Origin of the sequence: Fulvivirga imtechensis AK7 (genome assembly GCF_000331535.1) — a bacterium.
GTDB lineage: Bacteria > Bacteroidota > Bacteroidia > Cytophagales > Cyclobacteriaceae > Fulvivirga > Fulvivirga imtechensis.
The window spans coordinates 35,035-50,489 of sequence record NZ_AMZN01000061.1; the positions used below are offsets into that span (position 1 = coordinate 35,035).

The following is a 15,455-nucleotide window of genomic DNA, read 5'->3' on the forward strand; positions in this document are numbered from 1 at the left end:
TTACTGAAATGAAACAAGTTGCTCCATATAAGCCTAAGAATAAGATCAGAATAGTCACTGCTGCCAGCCTTTTCGATGGCCATGATGCCGCTATCAATATCATGAGGCGGATCATACAAGCCACCGGCTGCGAAGTGATCCATCTCGGCCATGACCGCAGTGTGGAAGAGGTGGTAAATACTGCCATTCAGGAAGATGCTCAGGCAATTGCTATGACATCATACCAGGGTGGCCATACAGAATATTTCAAATACATGTATGACCTGCTGAAGGAAAAGGGTGCGGAGCACATCAAAATATTTGGCGGTGGCGGTGGCGTGATACTACCGGAAGAAATTAAGGAGCTGCATGATTATGGCATCGCCCGTATTTACTCCCCTGATGATGGAAGAGCGATGGGCTTGCAGGGAATGATCAACGACATGGTTGAAAAAAGCGATTTCCCAACCGGGAAAAATCTTAATGGAGAAGTGAGTCACCTGCCTGAAAAAGACCCGAAGGCCATAGCCAGACTTATATCTGCAGCAGAAAATTACCCGGAGGAATCCAGGGCTGATCTGCTGCAAGTTCATGAAAAAGCCGAAAAAGTAGCCACTCCCGTGCTGGGCATTACCGGAACTGGAGGTGCAGGGAAATCATCGCTGGTAGATGAACTGGTGAGGCGATTTTTGATCGATTTCAAAGACAAGACCATTGCTATAGTTTCAGTAGACCCTTCCAAGCGCAAAACAGGTGGCGCCCTTTTAGGTGACAGGATACGGATGAATGCCATCAGAAATAACAGGGTATACATGCGATCGCTTGCCACCCGGCAGTCGAACCTGGCACTATCCAAGCACGTCAGTGAGGCTATTCAGGTGCTTAAAGCCGCTGAATATGATCTGATCATTCTGGAAACGTCAGGTATCGGTCAGTCTGATACTGAAATTACCGATCACTCTGATGTTAGCCTGTATGTAATGACCCCGGAATACGGAGCTGCCACTCAGTTGGAAAAGATAGATATGTTAGACTTTGCTGATATCATCGCTATCAACAAATTCGACAAAAGAGGATCCCTTGATGCGTTGAGGGATGTTAAGAAGCAATATAAGCGTAATCACGGCCTTTGGGAGGTAAAAGATGATGATATACCTGTGTTTGGCACCATAGCCTCACAGTTTAATGATCCGGGTATGAACAGGCTGTATAAGGAGATTATGGATGTGATCGTAAAGAAAACCGATGCTCCGTTGAAATCTACTTTTGAGATCACCAATGAAATGTCGGAGAAGATATTTGTGATCCCTCCGAACAGAACAAGATACCTGTCTGAGATCTCTGAGAACAATCGAAATTACGACCAATGGGTGCTTACCCAGGCCGAGGTAGCCCAAAAGCTGTACAGCATCAGGAAATCAATAGACACATTAAAACAATCGGAAATCGATGACAGGGACAGGTTGATAAAAGGGTTAGAAGAGTCATATGAAAAAATTGCCCTTGACTTTGACCCCCGAAACAAAAAAATACTGGAAGACTGGAGCGACAAACAGAAGAAGTACAAAGATCTGGTATACACGTTTAAGGTAAGAGACAAGGAGATCTCCATCCAAACACATACAGAATCGCTGTCTCACAGTCAGGTTCCCAAAGTGGCGCTGCCAAAATACGAGGCCTGGGGCGACCTGCTAAAATGGTGCCTGCAGGAAAATGTACCTGGCGAGTTTCCTTACACTGCAGGTATTTATCCTTTCAAACGTGAAGGCGAGGATCCCACCAGAATGTTTGCCGGAGAAGGCGGACCAGAAAGAACGAACAGGCGATTCCACTATGTGAGTCTGGATATGCCTGCGAAGAGACTTTCAACAGCATTCGACTCAGTAACGTTGTATGGTAATGATCCTGATTACAGACCTGATATCTATGGCAAAATAGGTAATTCCGGTGTTTCCATCTGCTGCCTGGACGATGCCAAAAAGCTTTACTCCGGATTTAACCTGGCTGACCCGAAGACCTCTGTCTCCATGACCATCAACGGTCCGGCACCGATGCTGCTCGGCTTCTTTATGAATGCTGCTATAGACCAGCAGTGTGAGGTCTATATTAAAGAACAGGGGCTGGAAAAAGAGGTGGAGAAAAAGATTAAGGAGCTCTACAAAGGAAGAGAAGATGAACGCCCCTCCTATCAGGGTCAATTGCCACAGGGAAATGATGGACTGGGACTCATGCTATTGGGCGTAACCGGTGATCAGGTACTACCAAAAGATGTTTACGAAAATATTAAACAAAAAACACTCAGTGCCGTAAGGGGCACTGTACAGGCAGATATATTAAAAGAAGATCAGGCACAGAATACCTGCATTTTCTCCACGGAATTTGCCCTCAGACTGATGGGTGATGTACAGGAGTATTTCATCAACAAAAATGTACGCAACTTCTATTCAGTATCTATCTCAGGATATCATATTGCTGAGGCAGGGGCTAATCCAATCACACAATTAGCCTTTACCCTGGCTAACGGCTTCACCTACGTGGAATACTACCTGAGCAGAGGGATGGATATCAATAAATTTGCTCCGAACCTGTCATTCTTCTTTTCCAATGGTATAGACCCTGAATATGCTGTGATCGGTCGTGTAGCAAGGAGGATATGGTCAAAGGCCATGAGAGAAAAATACGGGGCGGATGCCCGCTCGCAGATGCTCAAATATCACATCCAGACCTCCGGGCGGTCTCTGCATGCCCAGGAGATAGATTTCAATGATATACGCACCACCCTGCAAGCGCTCTATGCCATTTATGACAATTGCAACTCATTGCATACCAATGCCTACGATGAGGCTATCACAACACCAACGGAGGACTCTGTAAGGAGAGCAATGGCCATCCAGTTGATCATCAATAAAGAGCTGGGGCTGGCGAAAAATGAAAATCCGTTACAAGGATCTTTCATCATCGAAGAGTTGACAGACCTGGTAGAAGAGGCTGTACTGAGCGAATTCGACAGGATTACCGAACGTGGCGGTGTGCTTGGAGCAATGGAAACGATGTACCAGCGAAGTAAAATCCAGGAAGAAAGCCTGCACTACGAGACGCTAAAGCACTCCGGAGAATATCCGATCATCGGTGTAAACACCTTCCTAAGCTCTAAAGGTTCTCCTACGGTAATTCCTCAAGAGGTAATCAGGGCTACTAAAGAAGAAAAAGAATACCAGATCCGGATGCTCGGAAATCTTCACAAGCACTACGAGCAAAAGGCCAAAACCGAATTACAAAAAGTACAACAAACGGCTATTCAGAACCACAACATTTTCGAGGCACTCATGGATGCATGTAAAGTGTGTTCTTTAGGGCAGATCACTGAAGCTTTGTTTGAAGTGGGGGGGCAATACAGGAGGAATATGTAAGAAGGGAAGCAATGACTTAACCCACCCCTGCCCCTCCTGGAGGGATTTTGGACAGCAGTCCCTATAAAAGTGTGGATAGTCTCACAGCAGACCAGATTGAGGGTTAGTATTTTATTTGTAAAATAAAGCAAACTTCAATTTCGGGCACATACTTATACCACAAGTCAAACCCTTCCTATAAACACAGGCCCAATCCCCTCCTGGGAGCTCCTGGGAGGGGCAGGGGTGGGTTTCCCCCGCAAAAACAGATCCCCGCTTGAAAGCCATTAATTTAAATAGAAATTATCCTTATGTTTCAGTTCCTGCTGCAGGATGAATTTTTGATACTTCAAACGTTCACGGAGGAAGCTTTCCCGCTTATCATTGGTCAGGAGCCTCAGGTATTTTAACCTATCTCCAATATCCAGATTTAACTCGTTGGCAATGTCGTGTATATTAAAATCCGTGCCTACATCGGACACCTTCTTTAACGCCATATAAGCTCTGAACTCATCCGAAAACCGCTGACTCACCTGCTGCTCAGCATTGACATGAAGCATGTATACTTCACCCCCGGGATAAGGCTTAGGGAGCCATTGGTTATAAAATTTGGTCAGTAAAAAAGTATCGATACATTTCGTCACCACATCGGATTCTCCGCTATCGTAACGCTTTAGTATTCCTTCGAGCTTCATGAGTGAACCGATCCTGTCGGTATTCAGTCCATGGGTGTAGTAAATACCAAAAACACCTCCTTTGTCTTCAATATCCTGAAGTAGTTCGCGATATCTGTTTTCGAAAATATGTAAAGGAATAAGCTCGTTGGGAAGCGGAAGAATCGATAAAGGGAAAACGGGTATTTCAACTAATTGTTCCATTGAAAATATAACACCCCCTGTAGCGGAATGTTACAGATTTTTTAACCCTCTACCATTGTATTTTTCCAGACTGACCTAAAAAAACATCACCCCAAAAAGCAAAATTGAATATGGCACATTGACTAATAATAAGTTAGCCATTTATCTCCACTATTATGGCTACCACTTCAATTCCATATAAATATCCGATCTGGAATATACCGACTGCGCGAAGGGAGGTTCCTTCTCCTCAAAACCCAGCTTTCGGTATAGGCTAAGGGTCGGTAGTAGTTGTCTGTTAGACTCCAGATATACAACTTTGGCTCCTTTTTGCCTTGCTTTTTCCAATATTGCCAGCCCAAGCTTTTTACCTATCTGCAGGCCCTGAGCTTTGGGTGTAACAGCCATTTTTGTCAGCTCATATACATCGTCTTTATACTTTTTTCAAGCACAGGTACCCACTACCCGACCCTGCCAAAGTGCGAATATAACGTCCTCTCCCGGCGCTATTATTTTTTCAAACGGCTGATCGAGGATAGGCAGATCTATTGGCTCCACCGTGAAATATTGCTCCAGCCACTCCACGTTAAGACTCTTGAAATACCGGGAATATTCGGGAGCATAGTCTATGATCGTTACATCATTCATTCTTAAACTTCTTATGATTTTGCAATAAACGAACTGCTTCTTTGGGCAAAACCTTTAACATCAGAGATTTTCAACTTATTTTTGGCGCTGATTTATCCATAAGCAATCCAAAAGTGCAGGTCACATTTGAATTTATACGCAATGGATGAAAACCTGGTTAACGCTTTTTACCTAATAAAAAAATTAAGACATGTACACCAAGACTACCACACGCTACCTTTCTGACTATGAATATGAATCAGCCAATGAAAAAGGCAATAAGGTGATCATTGACATGAAAGATGTTGGCAAAATTCACCAGTCTCCCATGGAGTTGGTATTGTCGGCATTGTCGGGATGTGTTGCTGTAGAAGTAGCGCTTACTATACAGAAAAGGAGAAAGACACTAAAAGACCTGGTGATAGAGGCAGAGGGAAAACGAAGAGACGATGCACCGCGGTACTATACGGATATTCACCTCAAATTTATTGTTACGTCTCCGGATGCAACAAATGAAGAGGTTGAGAAGCTCACCAAACTTAGCCTTGAAAAATATTGCTCTGTTGCTTCTTCCCTTAAGGCCAACATCACTTTTAGCACTGAAATTATTCGGGAGTGATCCAGCTATTCAGGTATTGAAAAAAAATTCGACCGTATGATCTCTCCATTAAGTATGGTGGCATCTATCAGGTTTGCGCCAAATGCATAAGGCATATAGGCGTAAGAAGGTATTTCAGAGGTAATAAATACGTTAGCTACCTTTCCCTTTGTTATGCTCCCATAGTCATTCTGTAGCTCTATGGCATATGCTGAGTTGATGGTGCCCGAATTTATGGCCTCCTCGGGGGTCATTTTCATTTTTATGCATGCCAGTGAAAGCATAAAAGGCATCTTACCACAAGGGGCACTTCCGGGATTGTAATCCGTAGCGAGCGCCACCGGAAGACCTGCCTCGATCATTTTTCGCGCAGGAGGGTATGTCATGTTTAGAAAAAATGCAGCCCCCGGCAGTAATGTAGGCATTACGTCTGTATTTTGCAGCGCAGTGATCTCTTCTTCACCCATACTCTCCAGGTGATCTACACTTAACGCACCCGTTTTCACACCTACTTGCACCCCTCCGGAAATATGCAATTGGTTAGCATGTATCTTTGGCCTCATCCCATATTTTTTGCCCGCCTCCATGATGTCTTCCGTCTCTTCGGGGGTAAAAAAGCCTTTTTCACAAAAAGCATCTATATAATCGGCCAGTCCTTCCGCAGCTACAGCCGGTATCATTTCCTCCTTGATAAGCTTGATATAATCATTTCGATCAGAATACTCCTTCGGAATAGCGTGAGCGCCCAAAAAAGTAGTTTTCACCCGCAGAGGAGTGTTTTCCTCCAGGCGCTTTGCCACCCGTAGCATTTTGATCTCGTCTTTTGTAGTCAGACCGTACCCGCTCTTTATTTCAACAGCCCCGGTACCGAAACCGATGATCTCCTCGGCACGGATCATGGCACGTTCCAACAGTTCATCTTCAGTAGTTTGCTGCAGTTTTTTTGCGGAATTCAGGATACCGCCACCCTTAGCAGCTATCTCCTGATATGACATTCCCTTGATCTTGTATACAAACTCCTCCTCCCTGCTGGCAGCAAATACCAGATGCGTATGAGAATCCACAAATGAAGGAAAAACAAATCTGCCTGAGGCATTGATGATCTCATCGGCGTTAATGAGAGGCATCTCTTCCATTGCTCCATAGTTTTCGATCTTGCCGTCCTTCAGATGCAAAAAGGCATTCTCCAATACCGGCAAATGCGCCATATCGACTCCTGCAACCCACCTGGGGCTTTTCTCTCTTACCTGTACCAGACCTTTGATGTTTTGAATGAGTATTTCCATACCACAAAAATAAAAAAGGCCGATACTTCTGTGGTACCCGCCTTCCATTATTATTATTAATATTTTCTTTTACTTACCGAATGCCTCTACTGAATAATCAAGGTTTGTACTGTAAACAGGGAAGCTGATCTTCACCAAGGCATAAAAACCCTGTCCTTTCAGTCCTGGTCTTATACCCACTTCGCCACCATAGCCCCAGCTTAATGTACGGTTAAACTTTCCATCAAGACCGGCTCTGAACCCAATCATACTCGTCTTAAGATCTTCAGAAGAATATGCAGTACCCTGATATAAAACATCGTCAACAGTAATAGCAGGAGCAATTAGTACATCAAAAAAAGCTGTTAGTATCAGATCATCAACACCCTCCTGGTACTTATTATCGAAATCTACAGCCACATTCCTGATCCAGCTCATAGACCCTCCGACATACAGACCTTTCACATCCATGCTAGTGAATATATTGATCTCTCTTTCCTCTCCGTTGTCAACAACCGTGGCCGGCAATCCCTGGTCGGTATATATCGCAATTGTTTCATCCTGGGCCTCAAGCGCCCGCCCTACATCAATAGCTGTATCGAAGAACATCCCTCCCAGTCGCGCTCCGTAGATCTTTCGTACTTTACAGGGTATTTCAGCATTTATAGGAACCCTTGCTGCCCATTTATCACCCTTGTAGCTCTTTTTGTACAGGTACATTTTTGTCTTAGAGCTTTCCTCGAAATCCTTGATGTGGTATGTTGCCCCAAACTCAAAGTAGTTTAATATATCTATTTGGTTATCAACATCGCTGTTGTTATGTGCAATATCCCTTGTCAGGTCGAACTTTCTTGTATAGGTCTTTCTGGCATGAGCCCTGAAGCTCATTTGATCTTTTAAGAAATAGGTAGCCTCCAAACCAAATCCGGCATTGACATTAGCCTTCCACAACTCGCCATAAATGGGCTGAAACTGCACAAACAATGCATTAATCGCATAAGGTTCGTCATATAATTCCTCGTAAGTGACAGGCTGTTGATCGCTTCTTTTCTGAGCATGTACAGCTACTCCACAAAGAATGAGTAAAGAAAAAATGAGAGACTTTTTCACTATGATTATATTAAAAAATAGGTTCTACCAAGCAGACAACAGTTAATCAAAGATATAAAAATAATAAATTCTGATACAAATACCACAATTATTTCCTGAACCCTGTTTCACTCAATTAATGGTTGAATCTGCGTCAAGGTAACTTTTTTAAAACAATTATCTCTTTGGTATTCATTAAAAAATACATTTTTTATAATTTACACCCCTCAATTCGACCAGCTTCATGCGGATAAGAAGAAAGACAAATCAATGTCTTAATTGCGGATATACCCTTGACCGGGTTTATAACTACTGCCCCAACTGTGGCCAGGAAAATGATGATAATAACGTTTCGATAGGCACCCTGCTAGGTGATTTTTTTAATACCTACTTTGCGCTTGACTCGAAGTTAGCTAAAACCATCAAACCTTTTTTCTTTTCTCCGGGCCACCTAACCAACCGATATGCCGAAGGAAAGCGAGTAAGCTATGCTCATCCGTTACGATTGTACCTCATCATCAGTTTATTCTTCTTTTTCATTTTCACCGTAGTAGGAAAAAAAGTAATCAGTGAAGATGACAAGGATAAACCGGTGATACAAACCTCTTACTCTATTAAAGATATTGACGGGCTGGATAAAGAAACACTAAATCAACTCGACAGTATTTTATCCGATAATACCGTCAAAGCCATTGCCAAAGATATACGGGGTGATGATGATCTGGAAAAATTTCAAAAGGCGCTTAATAATAACCTGACCGATCAGGACAAAGAGGCATTGAGAGATGCTTTTGGCAATAATACCCTGGCATTGCTAGGTTTGGATAGTACCAGGGTTGACTCATTGGATACTATTGCTGATGTTGAAAATACAGCAACGAAGAATAAGCCTGAGTACATTAAAAATGAAAATAGTGGCTTCATTTTAGGAAGACTGGACTGGGAATTGATCAATGAATTGAAGCACAACAGGGAATATACCGACTCAGAAATACTCGATTCGATGAAACTTGGCGAACTATCGGGGTTTGATCGACACCTTGCTATGCAATCGATCCGGGTACAGCGTGCTGATAAGGAGCAATTTGTAGAATATATGCTGAAAAATATACCCCTGATGATGCTGCTGCTTATACCGATCTTTGCACTGATCCTGAAGCTGCTATATGTCAGACGAAAACAGTTGTATATTAAACACCTGATCCATGCCCTACACCTGCATACATTTTCATATTTCTTTTATGGAATAAGCCTCCTGGTTATCTTTTTTATGATGGAGGGTTCCTCTCTACGAAATAATCTTGCGCTCTTAAGCTTCATCTTAGTATCCACTTATGCATATATATCGTTCTTAAAGGTCTATAAGCAGCACTGGTTCAAGACATTTATTAAATTCAATGTTGCAGGCTTTATCTACATCTTTTTTATAATGATATTCTTCCTTGCTGAAATGGTCATCTCTATGCTGCTTTTTTAGTGATTAAAATGCCCACCACCCCGTCTGTACGGTTCAAAACCGTCAGTACGGGTATGGCACAATCAATGCAACCCGCAGTGGATAAATTGCAGTGGCAAGATGTAGGAGTCCTATGGTTAACGTGAGTTTGAAATTCTTAACGCCATTTCCTCAAGGCCGTTCTGAAGCTATGTCATTATCTACAAAATCAATGAAAAGTTGTTGGTTGCGTCAGGAAGACTGCCCTTTTTTAAGCATTTTATATCGCACTCATGTTATGGTTAGGAAAGTACCCCCGATAGGCTGACGGGTTTTGAACCGTCTGACGCCAGGTTTATTATATACCCCCGTCAGTTTTTCGGTACTTCACCGTTCACCCGCATGATCTCATCAGAGATGATGACCCCGTCTGTACGGTTCAAAACCGTCAGTACGGGTATAGAGCACAATCCATGCACCCGGCAGTGATAAAATTGCAGTGGCGAGATGTAAGAGTCAGATCCGCCTGACACCAGCTTGATTATGCACCTACCGTCAGCTCTTCCAGCACTTCATGGTTAGCCCGGATAATCTCATCAGCGATGCTATTATCAATAGCAGTGGAAATAAAATAGGTTTCGAATTGCGAGGGAGGCAGATAAACACCTCTTTCTAACATACCCCTGAAATATCTGCCGAATAACTCTGTATTTGAGGTTTTGGCGCTATCAAAATCAAATACCGGCTGATCAGTGAAGAACATACTGATCATAGAACCAATATGGTTAATGGTATACTTCAGGTCCAGTTTATCAAGACTCAATCTGTATCCTGCGGCTATTCTACTAGTAGTATCTTGCAGGGATTTGTAGATCTCCGAGTGTTCGTTGAGGTAAGTAAGCATAGCCAATCCTGCTGACATCGCAACGGGGTTTCCGGATAAAGTTCCCGCCTGGTATACAGGTCCTGCAGGCGAAACAAAGTCCATGATCTCAGCCTTTCCTCCGTACGCTCCTACCGGCATACCTCCGCCAATAATTTTCCCGAGGGTAGTCAGGTCCGGTCGCACTCCAAAAAGCTCCTGAGCTCCTCCTTTTGACAATCTGAACCCGGTCATCACCTCATCGAAAATGAGAACAATACCGTTTTTATCACAGATATCGCGAAGTCCGAGCAAATAACCCTCTTGCGGCAAAACGCAACCCATGTTGCCGGCAACGGGCTCAAGTATAATGGCCGCTATATTACCGTTATTCCTATCTACCAGGTCCTGAACTGCTTTTAGGTTATTAAACGGAGCAGTAAGTGTATCCTGAGCTGTACCTTTTGTAACTCCTGGGCTATTGGGAATACCCATGGTAGCCGCGCCACTTCCGGCTGCAATTAAAAAAGAGTCGCCATGACCATGGTAGCAGCCTTCAAATTTTATGATCTTATCACGACCGGTAAACCCTCTGGCCAGCCTTAATGCAGACATAGTGGCCTCAGTACCGGAGTTTACCATCCTCACCTTTTCCACAGATGGCATCATATGCGTGATCAATTCAGCTATTTCAACCTCTTTACGTGTCGGAGCCCCAAAAGACAGTGAATGATCTACAGCCTCTCGAACAGCCTGAGCTATACCTTCATGCCCATGTCCCAATATCATCGGCCCCCAGGAATTGATGAGATCAATGTATTTGTTGTCATCCTCATCAAACATATATGCCCCCTTTGAAGATTTTATAAAAAGAGGGTCTCCGCCTACCGCTTTAAAGGCCCTTACGGGTGAGTTTACCCCGCCTGGTATATACTTTTGTGCTTCGGAAAATAACGCTCTACTTTTTTCTATCTTCATCTTCTTGCTCAATTTCGTAAACTACTTTTAACCCTTCGTCTCCGAAGGTTAACATCGGCACTACCTCATTATCCTGAGATTGATGATAACAATACCCGATGGTGAGGTAGCCATCCATTAAATATTCTTTGTTCCAGCCCAACTGAAAGTATTTTCCATATTTATGAAGACTATGTCCTAAGAATTTCATCAGGTCATAACCAATTTCGGCGGTCCTTGATGGTGGCACCTTATGTTTTTTTACGTACTTACTTCTAAAGGCCTCATACGCCTCTGTCTCTTTGGGAATGTATAATGGTGCATAAAGCACCACTCCTAATCGCTGATAGGCTTCGTAATTGATCGCAGGCAAATCCAGCCAATTGACAGAACCCACTACCATAATGGAGTCGCCCCGTGTCTCCACCGCACTCATCACTTTAGCGGAAATAAGATCATTATCGGAAGCAACGAATATATGCCCAATGCTATCCTGAGCTATGGTAAGGTTACTCCTGCCCTCTTCGGAAGTAGCTTCCTTAATTTTCTCATCCGATATCAAAAGCAGGTCCAGTATTTGACGAGAATTACGCTTTTTGATCTCCTTCATAATAGCTACCTTAAAGCCATAAGATTCTATCCTTTGCTTGTAAGCAATAGCCAGCACCGAATCATTCCTGGTTTCACCATAGAAAATAATGCAGTTCTTATTTCGAGCCTTCTTTTCTATGTAGTCAGCCGTTTTTCTCCCTACTGTTTCATTACTTGGGTTCAAAAGGAAAGAATAAGGATTATTGCCCACAATGTCAGAATCCGAGGACAAGGGGTTGATCATATTGATCTTATGTCGAAAAGAAAATTGCTGAACCACAGCCCTTGCATCCGGGAAAAGCGGTCCGATGATCAGGTCCATACTCTTCAACTCATCTTTCTCCAATATTTTGGCGGTAACGGTACTATCTCCACGAGTATCATAGGCATACAGCTCTATATTGATGTCTTGTGCTTTTAATGAATCTATTGCCAGTTGTATGCCATGGTAGGTATCCAATACCAGTTGATTAACTTTTTTCCGGTCGTTTGGCTCCAGACGGTTCATGAGAAAAGGAAAAAGAACGGCTACTCTATACTTGTCTTTGAATACGCTCTTTTCTACCTTCACTACACTCAGGCCCGCTTTATCCAGATCGAATTTCCTTATCAATTCATCTAAAAGCTCCTGGTCCTGATTGATAAGTGTCTGACTGGCAATGTTCTTAGCCAGTACTTCTGCAATTACCCTATCATCAGCATTATTTTTATACAGCTCTTTTAACCGTTCTACCTTCTCAATTCCTGAAAAAGTATGATATTTCAGGTTACGGATATCATCTTGAAATGCCTTATCTCTAATGCTTTTGAGTACATTGAGCCCCTGGTTATACTCCTCATTTTCGAAATAGATCTTCCCCAACCAGAAGTTAACCTCATTCATTCTAGACCATGATGGAAATCTGTCTCTGATCTGCAGAAACATATTTTTCGCCACCGGAGGGTATCCTTCCCGGTAGGCCGCCACTGCATAGTAAAAAGAGGCGTATGGTGCAAACGGGTTATTTTCATTCGCCTGAGTCAGAGACTTAAAGGCCTCCATTGCCAGGCTATATTTTCCATTGTTAAATAATTCCTTTGCATTCAGATACTGCTGTTGGTTACTTACCTGAGCAAAAGCGGTCGTAAGACCAATAAAAAGCCAAAATACAACAAAACTCTTTATATATTTCATATTGTTATTCCCACTCAATAGTAGCCGGCGGTTTGGAACTGATGTCATAAACCACCCTGTTTACTCCTTTGACAGTATTAATTATTTCATTAGATACATCTGCTAAAAATTCATATGGCAAATGACACCAATCAGCAGTCATACCATCAACGCTGGTAACAGCTCTCAAGCTCACCACGCGCTCATAGGTACGCTCATCACCCATCACACCCACAGACTGAATGGGTAGTAAAATCGCCCCTGCCTGCCACACATCATCGTATAATCCGGCTTTTTTAAGGCCATTGATAAATATATGATCCACCTCCTGCAAAATGTGTACCTTTTCCGGAGTGATGTCACCTAATATCCTGATACCCAATCCGGGACCAGGGAAGGGGTGTCTTCCCAGGATATTCTGGTGTATCTCCAAAGTCTTACCCACTAAACGAACCTCGTCTTTAAAAAGTGTATTTAACGGCTCCACTACTTTTAGCTTCATAAAATCGGGTAATCCACCTACGTTGTGGTGCGATTTAATGGTGGCTGACGGACCCTTTACAGAAACTGATTCTATCACATCAGGATAAATGGTACCTTGCCCGAGCCATTTTACATTCTGTATTTTATGAGCCTCTGCATCAAAAACTTCAATAAATACCCGACCGATGGCTTTCCTCTTATCTTCCGGATCTGTCAATCCTTTTAATGCTTCATAAAACTGCTCCCTTGCATCTACCCCCTTCACGTTGAGGCCCATGTCTTTGTAGGAATGCAATACATCTTCAAATTCATTTTTTCTAAGCAACCCGTTATCTACGAATATACAATGTAGGTTTTTACCTATAGCATGATGAATTAGTGTAGCTGCAACAGAAGAATCTACCCCTCCAGATAAGCCCATTACTACTTTATCATCTCCCAATTGCGCTTTCAAACCAGCTACTGTAGTCTCCACAAAAATATCGGGTGTCCAATCCTGGGCGCATCCGCAAATGTGAACTACGAAATTTCTGAGGATGGTCTTGCCCTCCAGGCTATGAGTAACCTCCGGGTGAAACTGAATACCGTAGGTATCTTCCCCTTTTTTCTTAAACGCCGCAACACGCACTGAGGCTGTACTAGCTATCAGTTCATAAGCATCGGGAAGCTCAGCTATGGTATCGGCATGCGACATCCATACCTGTGAGTCTATGGATATTTCCTTCATCAGATCATTATGCTGATCTACTTTTGATAGCTTGGCGCGACCGTATTCTCTGATATTTGAAGGCAAAACATTACCTCCGTTCTTTTGTGCCATCAACTGTGCTCCATAGCACACGCCAAGCACAGGCACTTTTCCACTATAGTTTTCAAGGTCAACATCCGGTGCATCCTCTTGCCTCACCGAACAGGGGCTACCTGATAGAATTACGCCTTTAATATCATCTGTTAGCTCTGGTGGGTTGTTAAACGGGTGTATTTCACAATATACATTTAACTCTCTGACTCTCCTGGCAATTAGCTGAGTGTACTGCGAGCCAAAATCTAGGATCAATATCTGTTCTGCCATGCTGCAAAAATAGCATGACAGATGTGGAAATACTATTAAATTGATAAAAGATGCTAAACAGAAAATTAGTGCCCACTGTTAGAGGGTAAAGAGTTGATCTATAGGCGAAAATATCAGTTGGCACAATTTTTACTCCTTATCAGGAAAAAACAAAATAGCATATGATGAAGAAATATATTTTCCCCGCTATATTTTCTGTTGCTCTTTTTTTTATAGCGCTCATTTTGTCGGGTTGTGATAAAAATGATAACCTGGTGATCTTCTCTGTAGAAGATGATAGACGGCTCGGTGCCCAGGTAAGCGAAGAGATACGCAAAGACCCGTCCTTCAAGCTTATACCTGAAGAGCAGAACCCGGAAGCTTATGAATACATCAATAATATGGTTGATGAAATTCTGAACAGTGGAGAGGTTGCTTATCGCGATGAATTTGTTTGGGAGGTAACCCTCATTGACAATGACACGGTGCTTAATGCTTTTGCTACCCCCGGAGGATACATCTATGTATATACCGGCTTGATCAAATACCTGGAAACAGCGGATGCTCTTGAAGGTGTTCTGGGTCATGAAATAGCACATGCCGACTTACGTCATACGAGCAGAAACCTCCAAAAGATGTATGGTGTTTCCATATTATTGAGCGTTGTGTTGGGTAAAGACCCCAATGCGCTGGAACAGATTGCCGGACAGATCGCTGGTACTGTCGCTGGTCTGAGATTCAGCCGGGAGTATGAATCTGAAGCAGATAACAAGTCAGTGGTATACCTGGCGGCAACGTCATACGCCTGCAATGGTGCTGCTTTTTTCTTTGAAAGGCTGCTTGAAGAAGGTCAGGCTTCACCTCCGGAATTTCTCAGTACCCACCCTAGTCCTGAAAATCGTGTTGCAGACATTAATGCTCAGGCGGAATCTGTTGGGTGTGAGACCACTCTTGCTACCGACACTGGCTATGAAGCCTTTAAAGCCAGTTTGTAGAATAAAATAAGGGTCTCAAAAGTCAAGGTCATCCCGAGGTAACCAACAACTTTCAGTTGATTTTGTGGATAATGACAAATTAACGGCCTTGAGAAAATGGCGTTAAGAATTTCAATGCCACACG

The 15,455-nt window shown here is 43.1% G+C and carries 11 protein-coding genes and 1 pseudogene; 4 read left to right on the forward strand and 8 right to left on the reverse strand.

Annotated features, from left to right (window positions below; all coding sequences use genetic code 11):
• Positions 1-8: 8 nt before the first annotated feature.
• Complete coding sequence (locus C900_RS18100) at positions 9-3,389, forward strand: methylmalonyl-CoA mutase family protein (RefSeq protein WP_009581589.1); 3,381 nt, start codon at positions 9-11, stop codon at positions 3,387-3,389.
• A 266-nt stretch (positions 3,390-3,655) separates the two neighbouring features.
• Here C900_RS18100 and C900_RS28645 read toward each other — a convergent pair whose 3' ends face one another.
• The 3 genes and pseudogenes from C900_RS28645 to C900_RS30665 all read right to left on the reverse strand — a co-directional run bounded on the left by C900_RS28645 (position 3,656) and on the right by C900_RS30665 (position 4,873).
• Entirely contained in the window at positions 3,656-4,246 is a 591-nt protein-coding gene (locus C900_RS28645) for an LON peptidase substrate-binding domain-containing protein (RefSeq protein WP_009581590.1), read from the reverse strand.
• A 159-nt stretch (positions 4,247-4,405) separates the two neighbouring features.
• A pseudogene (locus tag C900_RS30660) lies at positions 4,406-4,645 on the reverse strand (GNAT family N-acetyltransferase); the annotation flags it as partial.
• 24 nt (positions 4,646-4,669) lie between these two features.
• A complete protein-coding gene (locus C900_RS30665) occupies positions 4,670-4,873 on the reverse strand; it encodes a hypothetical protein (RefSeq protein ID WP_009581592.1) in 204 nt (67 codons plus the stop codon).
• 190 nt (positions 4,874-5,063) lie between these two features.
• On the opposite strand from C900_RS30665, the gene C900_RS18115 reads away from it, so the two are divergent.
• Positions 5,064-5,471 (forward strand): OsmC family protein, encoded by a 408-nt coding sequence (locus C900_RS18115; RefSeq protein ID WP_009581593.1) that lies wholly within the window; start codon positions 5,064-5,066, stop codon positions 5,469-5,471.
• A gap of 5 nt (positions 5,472-5,476) precedes the next feature.
• Here the strand turns inward: C900_RS18115 and hutI are convergent, their stop codons facing one another.
• Together hutI and C900_RS18125 are read right to left on the reverse strand one after the other, a co-directional pair.
• Complete coding sequence (hutI, locus tag C900_RS18120; RefSeq protein ID WP_040497062.1) at positions 5,477-6,736, reverse strand: imidazolonepropionase; 1,260 nt, start codon at positions 6,734-6,736, stop codon at positions 5,477-5,479.
• A gap of 69 nt (positions 6,737-6,805) precedes the next feature.
• Entirely contained in the window at positions 6,806-7,825 is a 1,020-nt protein-coding gene (locus C900_RS18125) for a hypothetical protein (RefSeq protein WP_051052892.1), read from the reverse strand.
• Between the two features lie 223 nt (positions 7,826-8,048).
• On the opposite strand from C900_RS18125, the gene C900_RS18130 reads away from it, so the two are divergent.
• Positions 8,049-9,281, forward strand: a complete 1,233-nt coding sequence (locus C900_RS18130; protein WP_009581596.1) for a DUF3667 domain-containing protein — start codon at positions 8,049-8,051, stop codon at positions 9,279-9,281.
• 499 nt (positions 9,282-9,780) lie between these two features.
• Here the strand turns inward: C900_RS18130 and hemL are convergent, their stop codons facing one another.
• The 3 genes from hemL to guaA are packed head-to-tail and all read right to left on the reverse strand — an operon-like array spanning position 9,781 to position 14,357.
• Entirely contained in the window at positions 9,781-11,079 is a 1,299-nt protein-coding gene (hemL, locus tag C900_RS18135; RefSeq protein WP_009581597.1) for a glutamate-1-semialdehyde 2,1-aminomutase, read from the reverse strand.
• Entirely contained in the window at positions 11,060-12,823 is a 1,764-nt protein-coding gene (locus tag C900_RS18140; protein WP_009581598.1) for an ABC transporter substrate-binding protein, read from the reverse strand. Before C900_RS18140 ends, hemL begins: the two co-directional genes overlap by 20 nt.
• A gap of 4 nt (positions 12,824-12,827) precedes the next feature.
• Positions 12,828-14,357, reverse strand: a complete 1,530-nt coding sequence (gene guaA / locus C900_RS18145) for a glutamine-hydrolyzing GMP synthase (protein WP_040497057.1) — start codon at positions 14,355-14,357, stop codon at positions 12,828-12,830.
• Between the two features lie 161 nt (positions 14,358-14,518).
• Between guaA and C900_RS18150 the strand changes: the two genes are divergently transcribed.
• Positions 14,519-15,331, forward strand: a complete 813-nt coding sequence (locus C900_RS18150) for a M48 family metalloprotease (RefSeq protein WP_009581600.1) — start codon at positions 14,519-14,521, stop codon at positions 15,329-15,331.
• The last annotated feature ends 124 nt before the right edge of the window (positions 15,332-15,455 follow it).